Below are 22,735 nucleotides of genomic sequence, written 5' to 3'. Positions count from 1 at the left end.
CTCCATATGGCGCTCGCGCTCGCGGCGGTTCCGGCAATGGCGGCGCTGGTCGTTGCCGGAGGCCGCTCGCTGAAAGGCAGCGAAAGCACCCTCACGGTCGACCAGATCGATCCGGCCGCCGACATGATTCCGGGCCAAGACACCGGCCCGGCGCCGCAGGAGCCCGCAACCTCCGCCATTATGGCGCCGGCCGCGCCGCCGCCGCCCAAACCGGTTGTGCACTCAAGGGCAATAGATCCAGATATCGTGGCGCTGCCTGAGCTGCCCACCGGGGAACTGGAACGGGTCGAGCCGCGTGCGCCGCTGAGCGATCTGGCGCTTGCAGGTCCGCCCAAGCCCCCAAAATCGAAGATGCCGGATGGCCGCGACGGCACCAAACTGTTCCAGGCTGTCGCGCCCGCCGCAGGTGTTATCCAGGCTAAGGACTATTCTGTCACCATCTCGGGCATCGACATCGTGAGAGCAGATGAAACCTGTAGCGACGACGGGAAGTCCTGGGCCTGCGGGGCGCGGGCCCGGACCGCGTTTCGTGCCTTCCTGCGCGGCCGGACGGCTGTCTGCGCGGTGCCCCCGCAAAGTGGGCGGGCCACCAATTCCACCGAATGCTGGGTCGGCAACAAGGATGTCGGCGAGTGGCTGGTCGAAAATGGCTGGGCGCGCGCCGCGCAAGGCGGCCCCTATGTCGAGGCGGGCAACAAAGCGCGCGCGGCGAAGAAAGGCATCTTCGGCGCGGCGCCGAACCTTGGCGGCTTGCCGACATTGCCAGCCGCCAGTGCGCCCGCGCCTGCCGCGCCGGCTTCGATCCTGCCGGCGGAAGACAGCGCCGTTACGCCGCCAACTGACCAGCCAGCGCCCGCTCAATGAGCGTGCGCGTTTCCGTGACGCCGTAGAGCGCCGCGAAGGAGCCGAAGCGCGGCCCGCGTTCCTGCCCGATCAGCACCTGGTAGATCATCTGGAAGAAGGCGACCGACACGCCAGGCCCGCCTTCGGGGCTCTGCTTGGAATGGTCCTGATAGCGCTCGATCCGCCGCGCCACGTTGAGCGCGGCGTTCTGGATCGCTTCCCCGTCCGCGCCTTGCGGCAAGGCGCCGAGCGCTTCCGAAAGCTTCGCCAGCGCCTCGCGTTCCACGTCGTCGGCGGCGCGGTAAACCTTGGTCGGCTTCACGAAGTCGTCGAAATAGCGGATGGCATAGCCGGTCAGTCGGTCGAGCTCGGGATGCGTCTTCGGTGTCACGCCCGGCGCGTGCCGCGAGATGAAGCCCCACAGCACCGCCTTGTCATGCGCGTTGGAGGCGCTGACCAGATTGAGCAGCAGCGCGAACGGCACCGGCAGGTCGATCGCCGGCGGATTGCCGTCATGCATGTGCCAGACGGGGTTGCCGAGCCGCTCCTTCCAGTCCTGCCGGGGATAGGCGGAGAGGAAAGCATAATATTCGTCGACCGCCTTCGGGATGACGTCGAAATAGAGCTTCTTGGCCTGCCGCGGCCGCTGGTACATATAGAGGCCGAGGCTCTCGGTCGGCGCATAGGTCAGCCACTCGTCGATGGTGAGGCCGTTGCCCTTGGACTTGGAGATCTTCTGGCCGTTCTCGTCGAGGAACAATTCGTAGACGAAATGCTCCGGCGCGCGGCCGCCGAGGATGTTGCAGATGCGGTCGTAGATTGCCGCGTTGGTCTGGTGGTCCTTGCCGAACATCTCGAAATCGACGCCGAGCGCTGCCCAGCGCATGCCGAAATCCGGCTTCCACTGCAGCTTCACCTTGCCGCCGGTGACCGGCAGCGTGGTCTCGGTGCCTTCGTCGTCGAAGGTGATGGTGCCGGCCTTGGCGTCGACATGCTTCATCGGCACGTAGAGCACGCGGCCGCTCTTCGGCGAGATCGGCAGAAACGGGCTGTAGGTCGCCTGGCGCTCCTCGCCGAGTGTCGGCAGCATCACCGCCATGATCTCGTCGTAGCGCTCGGCCGCGCGCAGCAGCACCTCGTCGAAGCGGCCGGACTTGTAGTACTGTGTCGCGCTGGCGAACTCATAGTCGAAGCCGAACGTGTCGAGGAAGCGGCAGAGCATCGCGTTGTTGTGGTCGGCGAAGCTCGCATAGTCGCCGCCGAACGGATTGGGCACCGCCGTCAGCGGCTTGTGCAGATAGGGCTCGAGCGCCGCGCGATCCGGCACGTTGTCCGGGATCTTGCGCATGCCGTCCATGTCGTCGGAGAAGCATAAGAGCTTGGTCTTGACCTTGTCTCCGGTCAGCACCCGGAAAGCGTGCCGCACCATCGTGGTGCGCGCCACCTCGCCGAAGGTGCCGATATGCGGCAGGCCGGACGGGCCATAACCGGTCTCGAACAGGACGGTCTCGGGAAAATCCTTGTTCTTGTAGCGGGCGATGATCTTCTTGGCTTCCTCGAACGGCCATGCCTTGCTTTCGGCGGCGGCCGCAAGCACCTCGGGATTGAGATCGATGATGTTTGATCCCGTCATGTCACTTTCCAGGTCATGTGCCGGCCAACTCATGTGCCGGCTTGGCGGTAGGGTAAGATTTTTCAATCGGTCTCTAGGCGCGACTGGCCGGAGCGTCAACGATTTGCGGCGGTTTTCCTTGCGGTGCCGCAAAGGTGTTCCTACGTTGGAGCGCCATTTCCGCTGCACTAGCCCAAAGTATGCCGCGGTTTTGGCACGACGACCTGCCCGCTCTTTAAGGAGTTTTTGAATGCCTTCACTGACGCCGCACGAAGCCTTGATCTACCTGATGGTCATCACTTCGGCTTCCGACCGCGACATGACCGATGTCGAGTTGGCGCGGATCGGCGACGTCGTCCGCTCATGGCCGGTGTTCGTCGATTTCAACCAGGACAGGCTGGTTGCGGTCGCTCAGGAGTGCCAGAAGGCGCTGCACGGCAAGGACGGGCTGGAGGGCGTGCTCACTCGCGTCGCTGGTGCGTTGCCGGAGCGATTGCGCGACACGGCTTACGCGGCTGCTTTCGAGGTCGCGGCCGTCGACCTCGAAATGCGCATGGAGGAGGTGCGGGTCCTGCAACTCATCCGCCTCAAGCTCGACCTTGACACGCTGACCGTCGCCGCGATCGCCCGCGCGGCCAAGGCCCGCCTGCGCACGCTGACGTGAATCTCAGCGGCCCTCAGAAAAAACTCACCGGGAAATAGCGCAGGTAGAACTCGGCGAAGGTTCCCTTGATCGAAATTTCCTGCAGCGCATAGTCGAAGGCGGCGGCCAGCGCCGGATCGCCCGCCCTGGTGGCGATCGCCATGCCCGAACCCAGATATTCGGGCGCCAGATACGGGCCGCCGGCGAAGCGGCAGCAGCCGGCGGCGTCCGAGCCGCCGAGCCAGAAGGCAAAGCGCATGCCGTCGCCGAAAGCGGCGTCGATCTTCCCGGCCTTGAGATCGGCGTAGAGGTCTTCGGGCTTGCCGAAAGGCACGACCTGCACGGTGCTGAAATAGTCGCGCAGCATTTTCTCATGCGCCGAGCCGGCGATGACGCCCACCCGCTTGCTGCGCAGCTTGTCGAGGATCGGTTCGATGAAAGCCTTGGTCTTCGGCATGATGAAGCGCGCCGGGAACTGCAGGTAGGAACGCGAGAAGGCGTATTTCTCGCGGGTTTCCGGCGTCGCAGCGATGCCGGCGATGATCGCCTCGCCTTCGCCTTTCTGCAACGCGCCGTCGAGCTCGTTCCAGGGCAGCGCCTGGATTTGGCACTTCTCGACGATGCCGAGTTCCGCGCATATCGCCCGCGCTAGGTCGATATGGAAACCCGACAGCCGGCCTGAGCCGTCGAGGAAATTGAAGGGCGGAAAATCGGTGGTGGTGAGGAACCTCAACCGCGGCACCGCGGAAAGATCGGGCTTGGGCAGCCGCTCCTTGGCGTCCCATAGCACCGGGACCTGCGGCTCCGCAGCCTGAGTCGTGCCGGCGAGCGCCGGCGCCCCGGTCAGTGCCGCCGTCAGGGCCAGAAATATCCACCGGAATGTCACGATGAGGCTCCGCCCGGTCATGTTTCCTTGGCTTTTCGTACGAAAATGACGCAGGCACAATTGTTTTTGATTTCAACCGTTCAAATTAGGCGTATGGTTTAGCATTGTTGCAAGTGGCCGCACGCCGAGCTTGGGGGAGATGACCGGCGACGCGAAGAAGCTTGCGGCCCCGGGGTTGATGGAAAAGGGCAGTTCGGGCATCTACCGTGGGTAAACGAAAACAGAAGCAACATGGGGTAGATGTTGCGATGGGTCTATTCGATAGAACTCTGGAATACATAGATCAGCTGCAGCATGCCAACACGGTCGCGGCGGTGTGCGAGCGCTTGCTCGGCGTCACCTCGAATTTCGGGCTGACGGCGCTGATGGCCGGAACCGTGCCGCAGCCCGGCACGCCGCGCGGCCAGCAGAAGGACCATGTGCTGCTCTGCGACTGGCCGGGCGAGTGGCTGGAGCGCTATGTGGCGCGCAACTATGTCGACCACGATCCGGTCGTCACCCACATGAAGCAATTGCAGGCCCCGTTCCAGTGGCGGGAGGCCTCGCGGGCCATCGTCATCGACAAGAGCAGCGACGAGGTCATGGGCGACGCCCGTGAGTTCAAGCTGCGCGACGGCCTCGCCTTCCCGCTGGTCACGCTCGACGGCCAGATCGTCATGGTTTCGCTGGGCGGCGAGTCCGTCGAACTGTCGGACGTCGAATTCGGAATGGTCTCGCTGGTATCCACCTACGCCATCGGCCGCGCCATGCAGCTTCACACGATGGCCGGCAAGGTCATCGATCACATTGAGTTGACGCCGCGTGAGCGCGAATGCCTGCAATGGGCGGCCGTCGGCAAGTCCGAGTGGGAGATTTCGCAGATTCTCGGCATCTCGGAGCACACCTCCGAGAAACACCTTCTCAACGCCAAGAGCAAACTGGGCGCCGCCAACCGTGTCCAGGCAGTCGCCGAAGCGATTAGGCGCGGCTATATTAGCTAGGTCGGCCGGTGCCGGCCTGGAAATTGTCGCCTACGCATTCGCGTAATATTTTCGCGAAAAGCTGGTCGTGTCTTCCTCTTAAGAGACGGCTAATACTTTCTTAACGCCAAAGCAAACTCGGTGCCGCCAACCGCGCGCAGCCAGTCGCGGACGCGATTAGGCACGGCTATATTAGCGAAGTCGGTCGGTGCCGACCTAGAAATTCTTGCCTACGCGATCGCGTAATATTTTCGGGAAAGCCCGGCCGTATCTTCCTCTTAAGCCTAGGAGACGGCTAATGCTTTTTTCCCTCACCACCCAGGAATTGATGGAACGCCCCGACCTTTGGGAAGCGGTCCATCGTCTGCGCTACAGGATCTTCGTCGAGGAGATGGGATGGACCGATCTCGATCGTCCGGACCAGCTCGAGATCGATCAGTTCGACCATGACGAGGCCGAACACCACCTCGTCATCCGCAACGGCGAGCTCGCCGGCTACCAGCGCATGCTGCCGACGACCCGGCCGCATCTCCTGACGGACGTGCTGTCGGACCTCTGCGAGGGGACGTCCCCCTCGGGGCCGAATGTCTGGGAGCTCACCCGCTACGCGGTGGCGCCGGGCTTTCGTGACGGCAAGCGCGGCGTCTCGACGGTCGGCACCGAATTGATCGCCGGCTTCGTCGAATGGGGCCTCAAGCGCAACGTCAACCAGGTCATCATCGAGTTCGAACCGATGTGGGTGCTGCGGGCGCTGCAGCTGCACTTCCTGGCGACGCCGCTTGGCTACCAGCGCACTTACGGCAACCAGCAGGTCGTGGCGACGCTGCTCACCTTTACTGACCATACGCTGGAGGTGGTCCGTGCTCGCCGCAACCACTTCCTGCCGGTGCTGACCAGGGGCTATCCCGGCCAGCTCGGCCTGAGGCAGGCTTCGTGATGGAGGCGGTCATGAGCTTCCATCCCGAACCTGAACTGCGCGGCCACACGCTGGTCGTCACGGTCTCCTCGCATGACGGTCGGCCGGTGCTGGACCGGCACGCTTATGCGAGCCTCGCCAGGACTTTCCACGAAGCCGCCGTCAATGACGACGTTCGCGTGGTCGTGCTGCGCGGCCTTGCCGGCTGCTTCTGCCTCGGCGGCGACTTCTCGGAGTTCCTCGACGCCACCAAGCACCAGCAGTTGATCGCCGCCGTCACCGACATGTTCCGCATGCTTGCGACCTTCCCCAAGCCGGTCCTTGCCTGCGTGGACGGGGATGCCGTCGGTGTCGGCTGCACCATCCTGTTCCACTGCGACATGGTCATTGCTTCCAAGGGGAGCACTTTCAGGGTGCCGTTCGTCGATTTCGGCCTCGTGCCGGACGCAGCGACCAGCATCCTGGCGCCCCAGAAGCTCGGCTACGCCGGCGCCTTCCGCTTCTTCTGCCTCGGCGACACGCTGGGCGTCGACGACGCCAAGGCGCTCGGCCTGGTCGGGGAGGTCGTTGAAGGCAGCGCCGAGGAGACGGCCTTGGCGCGGGCAAGGCAGCTCGCCAAGAAGCCGGTTGCCGCGCTGTTGCAGACACGCGGTCTGCTCAAGGGCGATACGGACGTTCTGTGCGACCGCATCGATCATGAGATATCGCTGTTCCAGCAGGCGCTCCAGGACGACGCCACGCTGAAGCGGCTGCAGCGGATCGCCCGCCTGGCCGCCTGAGCACTCTCGTAAAACCTCAGCGCCGCGCATCCGAAAGATGCGCGGCGCTGTAAGTCGGACGAAAGTCGGCGGGCGCCCCCGAATGTCACGTCTCGGAAAGCTATTTATCCAGGAACGACGGCCCTTCGCCGACGATTTTCTTGTCTTCCTTCCAGATGACGTCGAGATCGCGCCCAGCATAAGGCAGCGACAACAGGATCCGCTGGATGACGGCGAGCCGTGCGCGGCGCTTGTCGTTGGCGCGCACGATGATCCACGGCGCGAACTCCTTGTGGGTGCGCTCGACCATGAGATCGCGCGCCTTGGTGTAGTCGTCCCATTTGTTGATGCCGGCGATGTCGATGGGCGAGAACTTCCAGTTCTTCAGCGGCGACCAACGCCGGTCGTGGAACCGTTCGAGCTGCGTTTCCCGGCCGATATTCAGCCAGAATTTGAAGAAGTGGATGCCCTCGTTTGAGATCATGCGCTCGAAATGCGGCGTCTCGTCGAGGAATTTCTCGTGCTGTTCCGGTGTGCAGAATCCCATGACCGGCTCGACGCCGGCGCGGTTGTACCAGGAGCGGTCGAAGGTGACGAACTCGCCCGAGGTCGGGAAATGGTCGACATAGCGCTGATAATACCATTGCCCAAGCTCCGGCGACGTTGGCTTGGTCAGCGCCACGTTGCGCGCCGTGCGCGGGTTCATGTACTGCCGCAGCACGAAGATCGTGCCGCCCTTGCCGGCCGCGTCGCGTCCCTCGAACAGTGCCATCACCCGCTTGCCGGTCGCCTGCAGCCAGGCCTGCGCCTTGACCAGCTCGATCTGCAGGCGCTCGAGCTCCTTCTCGTAGTCCTCGCTGTTCATCTTCTTGTCGTAAGGATAGCCGCCGGCGGTGAGCTTGTTGTCCTCGATCCAGTCCGGAAGCACGGGATTGTCGATGTCGAACTCGCGTTCCTTGCCGCCGATCTTGATCTTGATCGGCCCCGTGGCAGGCGCCGCTTCGGTTTCTTCCTTGGCTTTTTTCATCGAGACGAACCTTTCCAGCTTGCGGACTCATGCTATGGGAGCCTCCACGGCGTTGCGTCCGTCCGGGCGCAGCGCCTCGTAGCACTTTGATTTTGCGCATGAACATTCCAGAAAATCGATTCCGATTTTTCCGGGGTCATGCGCCGGTCCGGTGAGGTCTCACCGGCGGAGGGATACGGGGCAGCGCATGGTCGATACAGGCGCAGAGCGGAAAGGCGCGACGCAAGCCATCGTCGCCCGGCTGCGGCGCAGCCGCTGGTTGCTGGCCGCGGCCGTCGTCGCTGTTCTCATGGTCTACGGCTTCGGCGGCGTTTCGATCTATGTGCCGCTGCTGGCCATGGCGCTGCTGGTCGCAGCCGCGGTGCTGCCCGCCCACGTGGAGCGGCAAGCCGCAGACGACGCGGCGGCGATCGAGGCCGGCGGCCTGCAGCGGCTCTCCGGCGAATATCTTGCGGCGGCCGTCGCCGATCCGCTGATCATCTTCGACCATGCCGCCACCATCGTCCACGCCAACGCGGCCGCCTTCGCCGCCTTCGGCGGACTGGCGCCCGGCATGTCGCTGTCGCTCAAATTCCGTGCGCCGGAAATGCAGGCCTTGCTGGACGGTATCGTCTCGGGAGCCGTGGCGTCCGATGTCGTCGACTACACTGAAAAGCTGCCGGTCGAGCGGACATATCGGGTGAGCGCGTCCTCGGTCGGCCATGCCACCGATCTCTACGTGCTGGTGTTCAAGGACCAGAGCGAGACGCGCCGCATCGATCGGATGCGCGCCGACTTCATCGCCAATGCCAGCCATGAGCTACGCACTCCGCTCGCTTCGATCGCCGGCTTCATCGAGACCTTGCGCGGCCCGGCGCGCAGCGATCCGGCGGCGCGCGACCAGTTCCTGCAGATCATGCAGAACCAGACGGGCCGCATGGCGCGCCTGATCGACGACCTGTTGTCGCTATCGCGGCTGGAGATGAAACCCTATCTGAGGCCGGGAACGGAGGTCGATCTCCGCCAGACCATCGACAGCGTCATCGATTCTCTCGGTCCGCTGGCCAGCGAGAACGGTCTCGTCATCGAACGGGATTTCATCGCTGGCCCGATTTCCGTGCCCGGCGACCGCGACGAGCTCTTCCAGGTTTTCGAGAACCTCCTGGAAAATGCCTGTAAATACGGCCAGTCGGGCGGGCGCGTTACCGTATCCATCGCCGCCAGCGAGGATGGCCCGGATGCCGGCATCGACGTCACCATAAGAGACTACGGTCCCGGCATTGCCGAGGAACATATTCCCCGCATCACGGAGCGCTTCTACCGCGTCGATGTCGAAAACAGCCGGACCCAGAAAGGCACCGGCCTTGGCCTTTCCATCGTCAAGCATATATTGACACGTCATAATGCTAGACTGTCGATCAAGTCGGAAGTCGGCAAGGGCGCGGCGTTCACTGTTCATTTGCCGGCTCGCTGATTGTGTATTGGTTGCTAACCGGCAATTTCGTCTTTCTGTCATCCGGTTCGCGTATCAGCGACAGATTGAGGGAACGCAGCCGGCAGACACCGGGAAGGCATATCCATGCAATCCGTTCACATTGTCAGTGCCTATGACGAAGAGCTGAAATTCCTGTCGAAGCGCATCGCCGCCATGGGCGGGCATGCCGAGCGCATGGTCGAGCAGGCGATCGCGGCCCTGGTCAACGCCGATCCGGGCCTTGCCCAGAAGGTCATTCAGGACGATCTCGTCCTCGACGAGGGCCAGCGCGAGATCGACGACAAGGCGATCATCATCATCGCCAAGCGCCAGCCGATGGCGACCGATCTGCGCGAGATCGTCGGCGCCATCCGCATCTCGGCCGACATCGAGCGCGTCGGCGATCTGGGCAAGAACGTCGCCAAGCGCGTCGCGGCCGTCATCGACGGCCGCCAGCCGAACAGCCTGTTCCGCGGCCTCGAAGCGCTGGCCGACCTCGCCCTGACGCAGCTCAAGGAAGTGCTCGACGTCTATGCGTCGCGCTCGGTCGACAAGATCGGCTTCGTGCGCGACCGCGACGACCAGATCGACGCCATGTACACCTCGTTGTTTCGCGAGCTCCTGACCTACATGATGGAGGATCCGCGCAATATCACGCCCTGCACGCATCTGCTCTTCTGCGCCAAGAACATCGAGCGCATCGGCGATCACGCCACCAACATCGCCGAAACCATCTACTACATCGTCACCGGCGACCAGATGCCGGCCGATCGACCGAAGGGCGACAAGACCGACCAGGTGGTGTCCCCGGGGACGGTATCGGCTAAGTGAACAGGCGGCCTCTCGAACGGCTTTCTAATTTAGGCTAAGCTCCTCCAGGTACAGCGATTTTGTCAGTCGCTGTCTCGGGAGGTTGCGATGGAACAAGTTCGAAACCTGACCCCGGCCCGCCAGCCGCCATCCGGCATCATTGCGTCCAGCGTGTATTCCGCCGGCAAGCGCATTGCCGACATTCCGATCGAAGAGGCTGGTGTATGGGCGGCAAGGCCCGGCCATGTCGTCTGGATCGGCCTGCTCGAGCCGGACCGCAACCTGTTGCTCAGGGTGCAGGCGCAGTTCCATCTGCACGATCTGGCGATCGAGGACGCCGAGCACCCGCATCAGCGGCCGAAGCTCGAGCAATATGGCGACGCCTTGTTCATCGTTGCCCGCACCGCCCAGCTGATCGAAGGCCGCGTCACCTTCGGCGAGACCCATCTCTTCGTCGGCACCGGCTATATCGTCAGCGTCAGGCACGGTCCGTCGACCTCCTACGCCCCGGTGCGCCAGCACTGGGAAAGCTGCCCGTCCTCGTTGGCCAAGGGCGAGGATTTCGTCCTCTACGCCATCCTCGATTTCATCGTCGACAACTACATGCCGGTGCTCGAGCAGATCGAGGACGAGGTCGAGGCGATCGAGGACAAGGTGCTGCTGAAGCCGATGAGCGGCACCGATATCGAACGGCTCTACATGTTGCGCCGCGACCTGCTCAGGCTGCGCAATGCGGCGCTGCCGCTGGTCGAGGTCTGCCGGCGGCTCACCAGCGCCGAGCTGCCGCAGATCCACGCCGCCATGCATCCGCTGTTCCGCGACGTGACCGACCACATACGTACCGTGCAGGAGAAGGTAGACAGCCTGCGAGAGGTTCTGGCCTTCGCCTTCGAAGCCAGCCTTCTGGTCGGACAGAGCCAGGAAACGGCGATCTCCAAGAAGCTTGCCTCATGGGCAGCCATCCTGGCAGTGCCGACGGCCTTCGCCGGCATCTACGGCATGAACTTTACGGACATGCCGGAACTCAAGATGGAATATGGCTACCCGAGCGTGCTGGTGGCGATCGCGCTGATCTGCGCGTTTCTGTACTGGCGGTTCAGGAAGAATGGATGGCTGTGAGAGAGAGCGAATAGCGAATAGCGAATAGCGAATAGCGAATAAAACGGCTTGCTCCCTGTCAGAAGCTAAGCCGTTTTATTCGCTATTCGCTATTCGCTATTCGCTCAGCGGCTTCTGCGCCGCTCCGCCGCCGGCTGGAAGGCGACCCGGGCGTGATATTTGCAGTACGGGCCGGTTTCTGCGGCGTCGTTGCCGCAGAAGCTGAAGTCTTCCGACAGCGGATCGCCGTTCGGCCACTTGCAGGTGCGCTCGGTCAGCTCGACGAGCTGCAGGTTGCGCGAGATCGGCACCACGACGTTTTCGACCGGGCGGATGTAGTGGCGCGCCACCGGCTCCGCGTCGAACTGCACCTGCAGCGCGGTCGCGCCGATGGAGGCCGTCACGTGACGTGAAGCACTTGCGGCTCGAGCCACCGATTTCTGCATCGAGGCCCCTTGCGTCGCCTTCTTCTGGCGCGCCGGCGCGGCGGTCGCGCGGCCGCGGCCCGACAGTTTCAGGCGATGCACCTTGCCGATGACGGCGTTGCGGCTCACGCCGCCGAGCTGTGCGGCGATCTGGCTGGCGCTCAGACCCTCCGACCACAATTTCCTGAGAAGTTCGACCCGCTCGTCAGTCCAGTTCATGAGACCGCGCTCCTGCTGAGGCGTACGGCAGTCAGAATCCCTTCCCGCCCCGGCTCCCGCCGGGCAAACAACACCACATATACCGGGTGATTAGATCCGCCGCACGAAATCTAGCTATTTCTCAACTACAAATACCTTATGCGCTGACTCGGTGACAAGAGTCCCCAGGGCAACACGATTCGGTTTTTTCGGTTTTCCCCAACTTGCCTGACCGCTGATGAGCCGGCGTGCCGTCGGGGGCTTGCCGCGCGCTTCTGCGCGACGTTTTCGTTGACTTCATGGCCGAAAAACATGATAAGCCGCAAAGGCCGCCGCATTGGCGGCTTTTTTGATTTCCGGTTCCGGAGACGCATATAATGAGCGGTTCGGCGCTTTACGAGACTTTTGCTCGCGCACCCCTGGCTTTCGACCGCGGGGAGGGGACCTGGCTGGTCACCGATAAGGGCGAGCGATATCTCGATTTCGCCGGCGGTATCGCCGTGAACTCGCTGGGCCACAGCCATCCGCACCTGGTCGCGGCGCTCACCGAGCAGGCCGCCAAGCTGTGGCACGTCTCGAACCTCTACGAGATCCCGGAGCAGCGCCGCCTGGGCGAACGGCTGGTCAAGGCGACCTTTGCCGACAAGGTGTTCTTCACCAATTCCGGCGCCGAGGCGCTGGAATGCGCCATCAAGACGGCGCGGCGTTACCATTTCGTCAAGGGCCATCCGGAGCGTTTCCGCATCATCACCTTCGAGGGCGCCTTCCACGGCCGCACCCTGGCGACCATCGCCGCCGGCGGCCAGTACAAATATCTCGAAGGCTTCGGACCGAAGGTCGAGGGTTTCGACCAGGTAGCGTTCGACGACATCGACGCCGCCGAAAAGGCGATCACGCCGGAGACCGCGGCGATCCTGATCGAACCGGTGCAGGGCGAGGGCGGCATCCGCCCGGTGCCGACGCAGTCGCTGAAGCGCCTGCGCCAGCTCTGCGACCAGCACGGCCTGCTTCTGATTTTCGACGAGGTCCAGTGCGGCATCGGCCGCACCGGCAAGCTGTTCGCACATGAATGGAGCGGCGTGACCCCCGACTTGATGGCGATTGCCAAGGGTATCGGCGGCGGCTTCCCGATGGGCGCCTGCCTCGCCACCGACGAGGCCGCGACCGGCATGACGGCCGGTGTGCACGGCACCACCTTCGGCGGCAATCCGCTGGCGATGGCGGTGGGCAATGCCGTGCTCGACGTCGTGCTGGCCGACGGCTTCCTCGAGGATGTCCAGCGCAAGGCGCTGCTGCTCAAGCAGGGCCTTGCCGCGGTCGTCGACGAATATCCCGACGTCATCGAAGGCATCAGGGGAACCGGCCTGATGCTTGGGCTGAAATGCGCCATGCCCAACACCAAGGTGAACATGGCGCTGCGCGACCAGCACTTGCTCGCCGTGCCGGCCGGCGACAACGTCATTCGTCTCTTGCCGCCGCTCACCGTCACCGACGAAGAGATCGGCGAGGCGCTGAAGCGTATTCGCGCCGGCGCCAAGCGCTTGACCGACGCCATTGCGGCCGAAGCCGCGAAGTAATTCTGGAATTTGCCGATGAGTGTTCGCCACTTCACCGACCTGTCAGCCGTTTCCGCCGGCGACCTGCGCTCGATGCTGGACGATGCGGTGGCGCGAAAGACCAGGCTCAAGGCCGGCGAGCGTTCGAAGCCGCTCGAAGGCAAGGTGTTGGCCATGATCTTCGACAAGCCGTCGACGCGCACGCGCGTTTCCTTTGATGTCGGCATGCGCCAGCTTGGCGGCGAGACCATCATGCTGACAGGCACCGAAATGCAGCTCGGCCGTTCCGAAACCATCGCCGACACCGCCAAGGTGCTGTCGCGCTACGTCGACGCCATCATGATCCGCACCACCTCGCATGAACGGCTGCTGGAGCTCACCGAAAACGCCACCGTTCCGGTCATCAACGGGCTCACCGACGACACCCACCCGTGCCAGCTGATGGCCGACATCATGACCTACGAGGAGCATCGCGGTCCGGTCGCCGGCAGGACCTTCGCCTGGACCGGCGACGGCAACAACGTGCTGCACTCGCTGCTCGAAGCCTCGGCGCGGTTCCGCTTCAACCTTAACGTCGCGGTGCCGGAAGGCAGCGAGCCGTTCGAGAAATACGTCGACTGGGCGAAGGCCAATGGCGGCAAGGTCAGGTTTGCCCACTCGGCCGAGGAGGCAGTCGACCAGGCGGATTGCGTCGTCACCGACAGCTGGGTGTCGATGGGCCAGGAGCATCGCGCCCGCGGCCACAACGTCTTCCTGCCTTACCAGGTCAACGCCGCGCTGATGGCCAAGGCGAAGTCCGACGCGCTCTTCATGCACTGCCTGCCGGCGCACCGAGGCGAGGAGGTCACCGACGAGGTGATCGACGGGCCGCATTCGGTGGTGTTCGACGAGGCCGAAAACCGGCTGCACGCCCAGAAAGCGGTGCTGGCCTGGTGCCTGGGCGCTTGAGAAGGCCCGACTTGAACCGGATTGTCTTGATCCGGACCAACTTGATCTGGCGATGTGTGATGCCTATTTGCGGGCCATCACGCAAATCGAACGCGCTTCGACCCATGCCGCCTGCAAAGCGGGATGGACGCGCCCCGGAGCTTTGTCATGTTGGAAACCCGTCCATTGGCTGATCATCAACCCAAACTCGGTGAATTCGGCTTCGCCGGCGACGACCATGTCGTGCCTTACGAAGTGGCGCCCCTCGACGTGCGCGGTCGCACCGTGCAGCTCGGGCCGATGCTCGACGCCATTCTCAGCCGTCACGACTATCCCGAACCGGTCGCGCGGCTGCTGGCGGAAGCCTGCGTGCTCACCGTGCTGCTCGGCACGTCGCTGAAGTTCGAGGGCAAGTTCATCCTGCAGACCCGCACCGACGGGCCGGTCGACATGCTGGTGGCCGATTTCACCACACCGCATGCGCTGCGCGCCTATGCGCGCTTCGACGCCGACCGGCTGCAGGCGCTGGTGGCCTCGGGCGAGACTTCGCAGGAGAAGCTGCTCGGCACCGGCGTTCTGGCGCTGACCATCGATCAGGGCGCCCACACGCAGCGTTATCAGGGCATCGTCCAACTCGACGGCACGTCGCTGGAGGACGCCGCGCGCACCTACTTCCGCCAGTCCGAGCAGATCCCGACCGATCTGAGGATGTCGGTTGCCAAGCTGGTGACGCCGGGTCCGGGCGGCGCCCGCGAGCAATGGCGCGCGGGCGGCATCCTGGCGCAGTTCCTGCCGCAGGCGCCGGAGCGCATGCGCGTGCCCGATATTTCGGGTGGCGACGGCGATCCGCGAGACGTGGCGCACGAACCGGCCGACAATTCATGGCGGGAATTGCTGGCGCTGCTCGGCACCATCGAGCCGACTGAGCTGATCGACCCCATGGTGGGCGCCGAGCGGCTGCTCTACCGGCTGTTCCACGAGCACGGCGTGCGCGTCTTCCGCAGCGTTCCCGTCGCCGACCAGTGCTCCTGCTCGCGCGAGAAGATCCGCGGCATCCTCGAAGGCTTTTCGGCCGAGGAGATCGAGCACAGCACCGAGGACGGCGGCATCCATGTCGCTTGCGAGTTCTGCTCGACGCAGTACGACTTCGATCCGGCGGAATTCGCGGGCGAGTGAAATTCTTTCCTTCTCCCCGTTCCACGGGGAGAAGGCGCCCGAAGGGCGGATGAGGGGCAGTGCCAACGTCGGCGATGTCGGAACCCCTCGCTCCGTCCGAAAGAAATCGAAACCTTGGCGCCGCCCCACATTGCACTGCCGGGCATTTCTCCCCGTAAAACGGCTACGGCGTGCACACATTTCCAAGCGGCTGGTCTTTGGCGATAGCGTGCATGGCAGCTTGGCGCATGCATTGTCTAAGTAGCGCTGGTCGACCCCCACTCCGTCTCGGCTTCGCCGAGCCACCTCTCCCCCGATCGACGGGGTAGAGGAAAGGCGCCAAGCTCTTTGCCGTCAGCGCTCGTCCAGCAACGTTCCCTTCCTTTCCCTCCGGAGGGGGAAAGGTGGCGCTGCGAAGCAGCGACGGATTGGGGGAACCACGTGGCAATCAAGCCTCAGCCCGATCAGTCACGCCAGTCACAGAAGAAGATGTGTGCATAGCGTAGCGTAAAACAGGAGAAAGAGGCTGTCGCGGGCATTTTCGCCAATCGCCAAACTCGCTAATTCACCGTGCGCCTCGTCCCCGGCATATCGAGGGAGAAGGCCGGGATGGCGACATCGAACGTCTCGCCGCGTCCGTTGCGCATCGTGTAGTGGCCGACCATGATGCCGGACGGCGTCGAGAGCGGGCATCCCGACGTGTACTGGTAGCTGTCGCCCGGGTTGAGCTCCGGCTGGTCGCCGACGACGCCGGCGCCACGCACCTCCTCGACGCGGCCGCGTCCGTCGGTGATGTGCCAATAGCGCGACAGAAGCTGCACGAACTCGTCCGACCGGTTGTCTATCGTCACCTGATAGCCCCACACGTAGCGGTCCTCCGACGGATCGGAACGATCCTCCAGATAGAACGGCCTGACCTGCACTTCGATGTTGCGCGTCACGGCGCGATACATGGGCCACTCCGGTTTGCCGGCTAGGAACATTTACCGCGCTCCGCGGTTGTTACACGAAGCGCCGTCCATCCTGCCAGATTCTAGCGCAGTTGCCTAAAAACAATGTCATTTAAGTGACACATGACAATGTTGGTGTGCAGAAACTATGCGGGCGACTCGGGCGCTCTGTCGACTGATGAAACGGCCGCGGGCGGCCCTTCCGGAGTGACCAGAACTCGATGGAACTGACCTTTGCAGCCGCCTTTGCTTCGTCAGCCCTTCTTCTTTCCAATTTTGCCAGCATCCTGCTCGCCTCGTCGCGATTGAAGCCCAGGCGCCTCATTCCCCCGTTCGCCGGCAAGCAGCCGCCGGTCTCCATCATCGTGCCGTCGCGCGGCGTCGAGCCATTCGCCGAGGAGACGCTCAAGCGCGCCTTCTCGCTCGACTGGCCGCGTTATGAGCTGATCTTCTGCGTCACCCAACCGGAAGACCCTGTGGTCAAGTTGATCAATGCCGCGATCGCGCGCTTCCCGAACGTGCCGGCGCGGCTCTTGATCGGCGAGGACAGGATCAGCGCCAATCCCAAGCTCAACAACTGCGTCAAGGGCTGGCTGGCGGCCCGGCACGACTGGGTGATTCTCGCCGATTCCAACGTGCTGATGCCCAAGGACTATGTCCAGCACCTGATGGCGGCCTGGCGACGGAATACCGGCCTCGTCTGCTCGACGCCGGTCGGCTCGCGGCCGGACGGCTTCTGGGCCGAGGTCGAATGCGCTTTCCTCAACACGCTGCAGGCGCGCTGGCAATATGCCGGCGAGGCGGTCGGCCTTGGCTTCGCTCAGGGCAAGAGCATGTTGTGGAACAAGTCGATGCTCGACGCAAACGGCGGCATACAGGCGCTGGCCGCCGAGGCCGCCGAGGATGCGGCGGCCACCAAGCTGATCAACAGCCTGGGCCTCCGGGTCAACCTCGTGGCCTCGCCCTTCGAACAGCCGCTCGGCCAGCGCACGCTCGCCGAAGTCTGGTCGCGCCAGGCGCGCTGGGCGCGGCTGCGCCGCGTCACCTTCCCGCAGTTCTTCGCGCCCGAGATCCTGACCGGCGTGGTTGTGCCGCTGATTTTCGCGCTGATTGCGGCGGCAAGCGCCGGCGTCAGCCTCCCCACCACGGCGCTTTGCGTGCTGGCGGTCGCCTATGTGCCGGAGTGCCTGCTTGCATGGTCCAAGGGCTGGTACCTGTCGCCGCGCAGCGTCACCGCGATGATCGTGCGCGACGCCATGCTTCCCATCGTCTGGTCGCGCGGCTGGCTGGGCGGCGTCGTCGAATGGCGCGGCAACGCCATGACGATCCGCACCGGGGAGATGACCGAACTCGAAGAGATTGCCTGAGCCGGCTGCGGCTCAAGCAATCTCTTTGCGGCCACCGTTACCGCGCTGCCCTCAGCGCCTGTTCGACGTCGTTGAGCAGATCGTCTGTATCCTCCAGACCGACGGAGAGCCTGAGCGTGCCGGGCCCGATGCCGAGTTCGGCGCGCGCCTCGTCGCTCAGGTTCTTGTGCGTCGTCGTGGCCGGATGGGTGATCAGGCTCTTGGCGTCACCGAGATTGTTGGAGATCAGCACGATGTCGAGCGCGTTCTGGAGGGCGAAGGCCGCCTGCTTGCCGCCCTTGACGTCGATACAGATCAGCGTCGAGCCGCCAGACATCTGCTTCCTGACGACGTCCGCCTGCGGATGGTCGGCCCGCCCCGGATAGATGACGCGGGCGATCTCCGGCCGGCCGGCCAGGAAGTCCGCGATCCTGCCGGCGCTTTCCGTCTGCTGGCGCACGCGCAGCGGCAGAGTCTCCAGACCTTTCAGCAGCGTCCAGGCGTTGAAGGGCGACAGGCTCGGGCCAGTGTGCCGGAAATAGTCGTGCAGGTTCTCATCGATCCATTTCTTGTCCGACAGGATGACGCCGCCGAGGCAGCGGCCCTGTCCGTCGATATGCTTGGTCGCCGAATAGACCACGACATGGGCGCCGAGCTGCAATGGCTTCTGCTGCAGCGGCGTGGCGAATACGTTGTCGACGATCAGCCTCGCGCCGATCGAATTGGCTAAAGCGGCGACGGCGGCGATGTCGACCACTTCCAGCGTCGGGTTGGTCGGGCTTTCCAGGAAGAACAGCTTGGTGTTCGGCCTGACCGCTTTTTCCCAGTTGGCGATGTCGGTGCCGTCGACCAGCGTCGCCTCGATGCCGTAGCGCGGCGCCAGCGTCTCGACCACCCAGCGGCAGGAGCCGAACAGCGCCCGCGCCGCAACGATGTGGTCGCCCGCCTTCACGCTGCAGAGCAGGGCGGCGGACACGGCTGCCATGCCGGAAGCAGTGGCGCGGGCATCCTCCGCGCCTTCCAGCGCGCACATGCGCTTCTCGAACATGTCGACGGTCGGGTTGGCGTAGCGCGAATAGATGAAGCCCGGCTCCTCGCCTTTGAAGCGGGCTTCCGCGGCTTGCGCCGTTTCGTAGACATAGCCCTGGGTGAGGTACATCGCCTCGGCGGTCTCGCCGAAGCCGGAACGCAGTGTGCCGCCATGCACGAGTGCCGTCTGAGGCTTCCAGTTACGCGTCTTGGTCATCGCCCTAATTCCACTCGCAAAGAACAGTCCAAACACAAAAAAACCGGCCGCGATGTCGCAACCGGTCCATATGGCCTCGCGGCCAGCGGTCCTTTAGCGACTTGTTTAACGTGGCTGCAAGCCGACCGGCCAAATCACCACGGGATAACGACCCTTTAGACCCGCGCCACGCTTGCGTCAATTGCCGGCTTGATTAAGAGGTTTGTACCAGGCAGGTAGCGCAAGCCCGTTTACGGTTTTCGGCAGGAGCCTGCAAAAGAACCACGCGCTTGCCCGGCCTTCGATCGGAGCCAGACCTTGCGGCAGACAGGCATTCTTCCGGATCAGGACATCGCGGCGCTGTTTGAGGCGAATGCGCTGAAGTCGCCGCGCGCGCTCGACAGCGACCAGATCCAGCCGGCCAGCCTCGATCTCAGGCTCGGCGACACCGCCTTTCGTGTGCGCGCCTCCTTCCTGCCCGGTCCCGATCATCTGGTGGCCGACAAGCTCGACCGGCTGAAGCTGCACGAGATCAGCCTTGCCGAAGGTGCGGTGCTGGAGACGGGCTGCGTCTACATCGTGCCGCTGCTCGAGAGCCTGGCGCTGCCGGCGGAAGTGTCGGCTTCCGCCAACCCGAAGAGCTCGACCGGGCGGCTGGACATCTTCACGCGTGTCATGACCGACCGCGGCCACGAGTTCGACAAGATCGCGGCCGGCTACCATGGCCCGCTCTACCTCGAGGTCAGCCCGCGCACCTTCCCGATCGTCGTGCGCGCCGGCTCGCGGCTGTCGCAGATCCGCTTCCGCATCGGCAACGCGGTGCTCTCGGAGAGCGAACTGCGCGACCTCCACCGCGCTGAGATGTTGGTCGCCACCGAGCCGCCCAACATCTCCGGCGGCGGCATCGCGCTCTCCATCGATCTCGACGGCGACAAGGACGGCCTTGTCGGCTATCGCGGCAAGCACCACACCGGCCTCGTCGACGTCGACAAGCGCGCCGCGCAGGACGTCGTCGACTTCTGGGAGCCGCTCTACAAGAGCGGCGCCGGCGAGCTGGTCCTCGACCCGGACGAGTTCTACATCCTGGTCTCTCGCGAAGCCGTGCACGTGCCGCCGCTCTATGCCGCCGAGATGACGCCCTTCGATCCGCTAGTCGGCGAGTTTCGCGTCCACTATGCCGGCTTCTTCGACCCGGGCTTCGGCCATTCCGCCGCCGGCGGCAGCGGCAGCCGCGCCGTGCTCGAAGTGCGCAGCCACGAGGTGCCGTTCATCCTCGACCACGGCCAGATCGTCGGTCGCCTGGTCTACGAGCATATGCTCAAGCGCCCACGGGCGCTTTACGGCACCGATCTCGGCTCCAACTATCAGGCGCAAGGGCTCAAGCTCTCCAAGCATTTCCGCGCCGCGCGCTGAGCTCCGCGGCAGCCAGACTGTGCTTGCCTGGCCAACCGCACCATGCTTGGCTGCGCGTAACTGGCATAGAACCTGATCGAGGGAGACGAAAATGCGGATATCCAGATGGATCATATCGGCAGCGGCCGCAGCCATGCTGGCGCTCGGCGCCGGTTCGGCAGGCGCAGCGGAAAAGATCAAGATCGGCACCGAGGGCGCCTATCCGCCCTTCAACACCATCACGCCGGACGGCAAGGTCGAGGGCTTCGACATCGACATCGCCAATGCGCTCTGCGCGCAGATGAAGGTCGAATGCGAGATCGTCACCCAGGACTGGGACGGCATCATTCCGGCGCTGCAGGCCAAGAAATTCGACGCCATCATCGCCTCGATGAGCATCACCGAGGAACGCAAGAAGCAGGTCGCCTTCACCCACAAATACTACACCACGCCGCTTTCGCTGGTCGCCTTGAAAGATAGCGACATCGCCTCGACCGAGCCTGCCGCTCTCGCCGGCAAGACGGTCGGCGCCCAGGCCTCGACCACCCAGGCCAACTACGCCCAGGACGTCTACGGCAAGGCCGGCGCCGAGGCGAAGCTCTATCCGACCCAGGAAGAGGCGGTCACCGATCTCCTCAACGGCCGGCTCGACGCCGTCATCTCGGACAAGTTCGTGCTGGTCGACTGGATGAAGAAGGCGAGCGACGGCTGCTGCAAGCTGGTCGGCGACGTCAAGGGCACTGAGACCGAGGCCGGTATCGCCGTGCGCCTGGAGGACACCGCGCTACGCGACAGGCTGAACGCCGCCATTGACGCCATCGTCGCCGACGGCACCTACAAGAAGATCCAGGCGAAATATTTCGACTTCGATATCTATTGAAGCCGGAGCTGCCTTCGGTCAGCCGCGAAACAGCGCCTGTTTCGCGGCGCCGAGGCACGCGTTGAAGCTGCCGACAAAAAGCAGCTCGCGTCCAGCTAGATGCGTTTTACCCCAGAATGAAGCCTGTCGCGTGGCATCAAGCGATGCCTTTGATCCCTTCAACGGGAATAGCTGATCGTTCACGCACCCAAGAACATAGGCACGAGCGGAGTCAATGCGGCAAGGCTTGGCTCTGTCGTTCAATGTGGCGCCACGAAGTTGTGAAATCCGTAGATCGGCATTTCGCATCAGGAAGCTGGTTTGATTTCGTGAATATCCGGTGCCCAGCAGTCGGTTGGTCATCAGGGCGCGCGCCTCGCTATAGGAGGTCTTGCTGCATTGTGCGGCGCCATAGGCCGCGGATGACCAGCAAGCGATCAACAGAGCGATGCCCAGATTTCTGGCGCTTGGCGGAATATGGCCCATTGATCCGGTTCCAAGTTGTTCGCGAGATCACAGCGCCTTCACCGCCACCTTCACCGGCTTTTCGATCTCCAGCGGGTTGCGCAGCGGCAGGCCGAAATCCTTGGCCTCGATCTCGAACACGTCGCCGGCCTCGGTCCTGATGCCGTCGGCGAAGGAGAGCGTCGCGGTGCCGAACATGTGCACATGCACGTCGCCTGGCTGGCGGAAGGCTGAATATTTGAAGTGATGATGCTCGAGATTGGCGATGGTGTGCGACATGTTCGCTTCGCCCGACAGGAACGGCTTTTCCCAAAGCACCTTGCCGTCGCGCCAGATGCGCGATGAGCCTCTGATGTCGGCGGGCAGGTCGCCGATCAGGATTTCCGGTCCGAACGAGGCGTTGCGCAGCTTGGAGTGGGCGAGGAAAAGGTAGTTCACCCGCTCGGTCACATGGTCGGAGAATTCGTTCGACAGCGTGAAGCCGACCCGGAACGGCGCGCCGTCATCGCCGATGACATAAATGCCGGCGATCTCCGGCTCCTCGCCGGCGTCCTGCGCGAAGGCCGGCGACATCAGCGCCGCGCCCGGCGCCACCGCCATGGTGCCGTTGCCCTTGTAGAACCACTCCGGCTGCACGCCGATCTGGCCCTTGGCCGGCTTGCCGCCTTCCAGCCCCATGCGGAACATCTTCATGGAATCGGTGAGTTGCTCTTCGCCGTCGCTGAGCTTCTTGTGCATGGAATCGCGCGTCGCGGCGGAGCCGAGATGCGTCAGTCCGGTGCCGGTGAGGTGCAGATGCGCGGGGTCCGGATGGTTGATTGGCGACACCAGCCGCCCCTTCTTGTAGGCGGCGTCGAGGTCGACCGTCTCGCCATAGCCCTTGCGCTCGATCAGCGCTTCGAGACCGGTGCCGGTGCGCGCCGCCTCCATCGCCAGCGAATAGACGCTGCGCGCGCCGTTGATGATCCGGGTCTTGCCGCCGCTGCGGGCAACGACGCGGATCGTCTCGGCGTCGTCGAGGATCTGGGAAATCAGCATGATGAACCCTCTCTCTTTTGCCTTGGCCGGGCTGCCGACAGCAAAAACCCCGACCAGCGCGGCCCGGACCGATCCGTGCCACGGTTGAAACTCTTCGTCCGGATTGCGCTCGCGAGCCCGGTCCTTCGGGGGACTTCTTGGCGCCGACGGGTTGCCGGCAGCTCCGCGATCTGGACCCGTATGCCTCCTGCTTC

General features: G+C 63.9%; 22 protein-coding genes and 1 riboswitch. Of the genes, 14 read left to right on the top strand and 8 right to left on the bottom strand.

Annotated elements, in window-relative coordinates; all coding sequences use genetic code 11:
* Positions 1 to 6: 6 nt before the first annotated feature.
* Positions 7 to 864, top strand: coding sequence for a thermonuclease family protein (locus QAZ47_RS31865; protein WP_278232030.1), 858 nt, complete (start codon positions 7 to 9; stop codon positions 862 to 864).
* Here the strand turns inward: QAZ47_RS31865 and QAZ47_RS31860 are convergent.
* Entirely contained in the window at positions 827 to 2,476 is a 1,650-nt protein-coding gene (locus tag QAZ47_RS31860; RefSeq protein ID WP_278204880.1) for a lysine--tRNA ligase, read from the bottom strand. The genes QAZ47_RS31865 and QAZ47_RS31860 overlap by 38 nt on opposite strands.
* A 229-nt stretch (positions 2,477 to 2,705) precedes the next feature.
* On the opposite strand from QAZ47_RS31860, the gene QAZ47_RS31855 reads away from it, so the two are divergent.
* Positions 2,706 to 3,119: a tellurite resistance TerB family protein gene (locus tag QAZ47_RS31855; RefSeq protein ID WP_278232029.1), complete on the top strand. Its 414-nt coding sequence runs from the start codon at positions 2,706 to 2,708 to the stop codon at positions 3,117 to 3,119.
* Between the two features lie 13 nt (positions 3,120 to 3,132).
* Here QAZ47_RS31855 and QAZ47_RS31850 read toward each other — a convergent pair whose 3' ends face one another.
* Positions 3,133 to 3,984, bottom strand: a complete 852-nt coding sequence (locus tag QAZ47_RS31850; RefSeq protein ID WP_278232028.1) for a transporter substrate-binding domain-containing protein — start codon at positions 3,982 to 3,984, stop codon at positions 3,133 to 3,135.
* A 248-nt stretch (positions 3,985 to 4,232) separates the two neighbouring features.
* On the opposite strand from QAZ47_RS31850, the gene QAZ47_RS31845 reads away from it, so the two are divergent.
* The 3 genes from QAZ47_RS31845 (at position 4,233) to QAZ47_RS31835 (ending at position 6,638) form a co-directional block, all read left to right on the top strand.
* Positions 4,233 to 4,964 carry a LuxR family transcriptional regulator gene (locus tag QAZ47_RS31845; RefSeq protein ID WP_278204877.1) on the top strand — a complete coding sequence of 244 codons (732 nt, stop codon included), beginning with the start codon at positions 4,233 to 4,235 and terminating at the stop codon, positions 4,962 to 4,964.
* A 277-nt stretch (positions 4,965 to 5,241) separates the two neighbouring features.
* The gene (locus tag QAZ47_RS31840) at positions 5,242 to 5,880 is read left to right on the top strand and encodes an acyl-homoserine-lactone synthase (RefSeq protein WP_278204876.1); all 639 of its coding nucleotides are present in this window, start codon (positions 5,242 to 5,244) and stop codon (positions 5,878 to 5,880) included.
* Positions 5,881 to 5,891: 11 nt separating this feature from the next.
* The gene (locus tag QAZ47_RS31835; RefSeq protein ID WP_278076161.1) at positions 5,892 to 6,638 is read left to right on the top strand and encodes an enoyl-CoA hydratase-related protein; all 747 of its coding nucleotides are present in this window, start codon (positions 5,892 to 5,894) and stop codon (positions 6,636 to 6,638) included.
* A gap of 100 nt (positions 6,639 to 6,738) precedes the next feature.
* Here QAZ47_RS31835 and ppk2 read toward each other — a convergent pair whose 3' ends face one another.
* Positions 6,739 to 7,644, bottom strand: coding sequence for a polyphosphate kinase 2 (gene ppk2 / locus QAZ47_RS31830; RefSeq protein WP_278204875.1), 906 nt, complete (start codon positions 7,642 to 7,644; stop codon positions 6,739 to 6,741).
* 187 nt (positions 7,645 to 7,831) lie between these two features.
* Between ppk2 and QAZ47_RS31825 the strand changes: the two genes are divergently transcribed.
* The 3 genes from QAZ47_RS31825 (at position 7,832) to QAZ47_RS31815 (ending at position 11,026) form a co-directional block, all read left to right on the top strand.
* Positions 7,832 to 9,097, top strand: a complete 1,266-nt coding sequence (locus QAZ47_RS31825; protein ID WP_278204874.1) for an ATP-binding protein — start codon at positions 7,832 to 7,834, stop codon at positions 9,095 to 9,097.
* Between the two features lie 105 nt (positions 9,098 to 9,202).
* The gene (phoU, locus tag QAZ47_RS31820; RefSeq protein ID WP_278204873.1) at positions 9,203 to 9,928 is read left to right on the top strand and encodes a phosphate signaling complex protein PhoU; all 726 of its coding nucleotides are present in this window, start codon (positions 9,203 to 9,205) and stop codon (positions 9,926 to 9,928) included.
* Positions 9,929 to 10,015: 87 nt separating this feature from the next.
* Complete coding sequence (locus QAZ47_RS31815) at positions 10,016 to 11,026, top strand: magnesium and cobalt transport protein CorA (RefSeq protein ID WP_278204872.1); 1,011 nt, start codon at positions 10,016 to 10,018, stop codon at positions 11,024 to 11,026.
* 104 nt (positions 11,027 to 11,130) lie between these two features.
* Here the strand turns inward: QAZ47_RS31815 and QAZ47_RS31810 are convergent, their stop codons facing one another.
* Complete coding sequence (locus QAZ47_RS31810) at positions 11,131 to 11,649, bottom strand: GcrA family cell cycle regulator (protein ID WP_278232027.1); 519 nt, start codon at positions 11,647 to 11,649, stop codon at positions 11,131 to 11,133.
* A gap of 356 nt (positions 11,650 to 12,005) precedes the next feature.
* Here QAZ47_RS31810 and QAZ47_RS31805 point away from each other — a divergent pair, with 356 nt between their 5' ends.
* The 3 genes from QAZ47_RS31805 to QAZ47_RS31795 all read left to right on the top strand — a co-directional run bounded on the left by QAZ47_RS31805 (position 12,006) and on the right by QAZ47_RS31795 (position 15,287).
* Positions 12,006 to 13,205: an aspartate aminotransferase family protein gene (locus tag QAZ47_RS31805; protein ID WP_278232026.1), complete on the top strand. Its 1,200-nt coding sequence runs from the start codon at positions 12,006 to 12,008 to the stop codon at positions 13,203 to 13,205.
* 15 nt (positions 13,206 to 13,220) lie between these two features.
* Positions 13,221 to 14,132, top strand: coding sequence for an ornithine carbamoyltransferase (argF, locus tag QAZ47_RS31800; protein WP_278204869.1), 912 nt, complete (start codon positions 13,221 to 13,223; stop codon positions 14,130 to 14,132).
* A 123-nt stretch (positions 14,133 to 14,255) separates the two neighbouring features.
* Positions 14,256 to 15,287: an Hsp33 family molecular chaperone gene (locus QAZ47_RS31795; protein ID WP_278232025.1), complete on the top strand. Its 1,032-nt coding sequence runs from the start codon at positions 14,256 to 14,258 to the stop codon at positions 15,285 to 15,287.
* 539 nt (positions 15,288 to 15,826) lie between these two features.
* Here the strand turns inward: QAZ47_RS31795 and apaG are convergent.
* Positions 15,827 to 16,219, bottom strand: coding sequence for a Co2+/Mg2+ efflux protein ApaG (apaG, locus tag QAZ47_RS31790; protein ID WP_278076170.1), 393 nt, complete (start codon positions 16,217 to 16,219; stop codon positions 15,827 to 15,829).
* A gap of 218 nt (positions 16,220 to 16,437) precedes the next feature.
* Here apaG and QAZ47_RS31785 point away from each other — a divergent pair, with 218 nt between their 5' ends.
* A complete protein-coding gene (locus QAZ47_RS31785) occupies positions 16,438 to 17,583 on the top strand; it encodes a ceramide glucosyltransferase (RefSeq protein ID WP_278232024.1) in 1,146 nt (381 codons plus the stop codon).
* 37 nt (positions 17,584 to 17,620) lie between these two features.
* Here the strand turns inward: QAZ47_RS31785 and QAZ47_RS31780 are convergent, their stop codons facing one another.
* Positions 17,621 to 18,808, bottom strand: coding sequence for an O-succinylhomoserine sulfhydrylase (locus QAZ47_RS31780; protein ID WP_278204865.1), 1,188 nt, complete (start codon positions 18,806 to 18,808; stop codon positions 17,621 to 17,623).
* A 73-nt stretch (positions 18,809 to 18,881) separates the two neighbouring features.
* A riboswitch (SAM riboswitch) is annotated at positions 18,882 to 18,959 on the bottom strand.
* A 146-nt stretch (positions 18,960 to 19,105) separates the two neighbouring features.
* Here QAZ47_RS31780 and QAZ47_RS31775 point away from each other — a divergent pair.
* Both QAZ47_RS31775 and QAZ47_RS31770 read left to right on the top strand, forming a co-directional pair.
* Positions 19,106 to 20,200 carry a 2'-deoxycytidine 5'-triphosphate deaminase gene (locus QAZ47_RS31775; RefSeq protein ID WP_278232023.1) on the top strand — a complete coding sequence of 365 codons (1,095 nt, stop codon included), beginning with the start codon at positions 19,106 to 19,108 and terminating at the stop codon, positions 20,198 to 20,200.
* Between the two features lie 133 nt (positions 20,201 to 20,333).
* On the top strand, positions 20,334 to 21,059 hold the full coding sequence (locus QAZ47_RS31770) for an ABC transporter substrate-binding protein (protein ID WP_347567212.1): 726 nt from the start codon (positions 20,334 to 20,336) through the stop codon (positions 21,057 to 21,059).
* 18 nt (positions 21,060 to 21,077) lie between these two features.
* Here QAZ47_RS31770 and QAZ47_RS31765 read toward each other — a convergent pair whose 3' ends face one another.
* Both QAZ47_RS31765 and araD1 read right to left on the bottom strand, forming a co-directional pair.
* On the bottom strand, positions 21,078 to 21,524 hold the full coding sequence (locus QAZ47_RS31765) for a hypothetical protein (protein WP_278232021.1): 447 nt from the start codon (positions 21,522 to 21,524) through the stop codon (positions 21,078 to 21,080).
* A gap of 27 nt (positions 21,525 to 21,551) precedes the next feature.
* A complete protein-coding gene (gene araD1, locus QAZ47_RS31760; RefSeq protein WP_278232020.1) occupies positions 21,552 to 22,541 on the bottom strand; it encodes an AraD1 family protein in 990 nt (329 codons plus the stop codon).
* Positions 22,542 to 22,735: the final 194 nt, after the last annotated feature.

The sequence above is a fragment of the Mesorhizobium sp. WSM4904 genome (assembly GCF_029674545.1).
GTDB lineage: Bacteria > Pseudomonadota > Alphaproteobacteria > Rhizobiales > Rhizobiaceae > Mesorhizobium.
Note: the sequence above shows the minus strand (reverse complement) of the source record. Positions and strands in the feature narration are given on the sequence as shown.

Excerpts from the sequence above, each read along its gene's own strand:
- QAZ47_RS31805 (WP_278232026.1), top strand. The coding sequence starts at position 12,006 with ATGAGCGGTTCGGCGCTTTACGAGACTTTTGCTCGCGCACCCCTGGCT.
- QAZ47_RS31780 (WP_278204865.1), bottom strand. The coding sequence starts at position 18,808 with ATGACCAAGACGCGTAACTGGAAGCCTCAGACGGCACTCGTGCATGGC.
- QAZ47_RS31770 (WP_347567212.1), top strand. The coding sequence starts at position 20,334 with ATGCTGGCGCTCGGCGCCGGTTCGGCAGGCGCAGCGGAAAAGATCAAG.
- QAZ47_RS31785 (WP_278232024.1), top strand. The coding sequence starts at position 16,438 with ATGGAACTGACCTTTGCAGCCGCCTTTGCTTCGTCAGCCCTTCTTCTT.
- QAZ47_RS31840 (WP_278204876.1), top strand. The coding sequence starts at position 5,242 with ATGCTTTTTTCCCTCACCACCCAGGAATTGATGGAACGCCCCGACCTT.
- QAZ47_RS31835 (WP_278076161.1), top strand. The coding sequence starts at position 5,892 with ATGAGCTTCCATCCCGAACCTGAACTGCGCGGCCACACGCTGGTCGTC.
- QAZ47_RS31815 (WP_278204872.1), top strand. The coding sequence starts at position 10,016 with ATGGAACAAGTTCGAAACCTGACCCCGGCCCGCCAGCCGCCATCCGGC.
- araD1 (WP_278232020.1), bottom strand. The coding sequence starts at position 22,541 with ATGCTGATTTCCCAGATCCTCGACGACGCCGAGACGATCCGCGTCGTT.
- QAZ47_RS31865 (WP_278232030.1), top strand. The coding sequence starts at position 7 with ATGGCGCTCGCGCTCGCGGCGGTTCCGGCAATGGCGGCGCTGGTCGTT.
- apaG (WP_278076170.1), bottom strand. The coding sequence starts at position 16,219 with ATGTATCGCGCCGTGACGCGCAACATCGAAGTGCAGGTCAGGCCGTTC.
- argF (WP_278204869.1), top strand. The coding sequence starts at position 13,221 with ATGAGTGTTCGCCACTTCACCGACCTGTCAGCCGTTTCCGCCGGCGAC.
- QAZ47_RS31845 (WP_278204877.1), top strand. The coding sequence starts at position 4,233 with ATGGGTCTATTCGATAGAACTCTGGAATACATAGATCAGCTGCAGCAT.
- QAZ47_RS31855 (WP_278232029.1), top strand. The coding sequence starts at position 2,706 with ATGCCTTCACTGACGCCGCACGAAGCCTTGATCTACCTGATGGTCATC.
- QAZ47_RS31860 (WP_278204880.1), bottom strand. The coding sequence starts at position 2,476 with ATGACGGGATCAAACATCATCGATCTCAATCCCGAGGTGCTTGCGGCC.
- QAZ47_RS31825 (WP_278204874.1), top strand. The coding sequence starts at position 7,832 with ATGGTCGATACAGGCGCAGAGCGGAAAGGCGCGACGCAAGCCATCGTC.
- QAZ47_RS31795 (WP_278232025.1), top strand. The coding sequence starts at position 14,256 with ATGGACGCGCCCCGGAGCTTTGTCATGTTGGAAACCCGTCCATTGGCT.
- QAZ47_RS31765 (WP_278232021.1), bottom strand. The coding sequence starts at position 21,524 with ATGGGCCATATTCCGCCAAGCGCCAGAAATCTGGGCATCGCTCTGTTG.
- QAZ47_RS31810 (WP_278232027.1), bottom strand. The coding sequence starts at position 11,649 with ATGAACTGGACTGACGAGCGGGTCGAACTTCTCAGGAAATTGTGGTCG.
- ppk2 (WP_278204875.1), bottom strand. The coding sequence starts at position 7,644 with ATGAAAAAAGCCAAGGAAGAAACCGAAGCGGCGCCTGCCACGGGGCCG.
- phoU (WP_278204873.1), top strand. The coding sequence starts at position 9,203 with ATGCAATCCGTTCACATTGTCAGTGCCTATGACGAAGAGCTGAAATTC.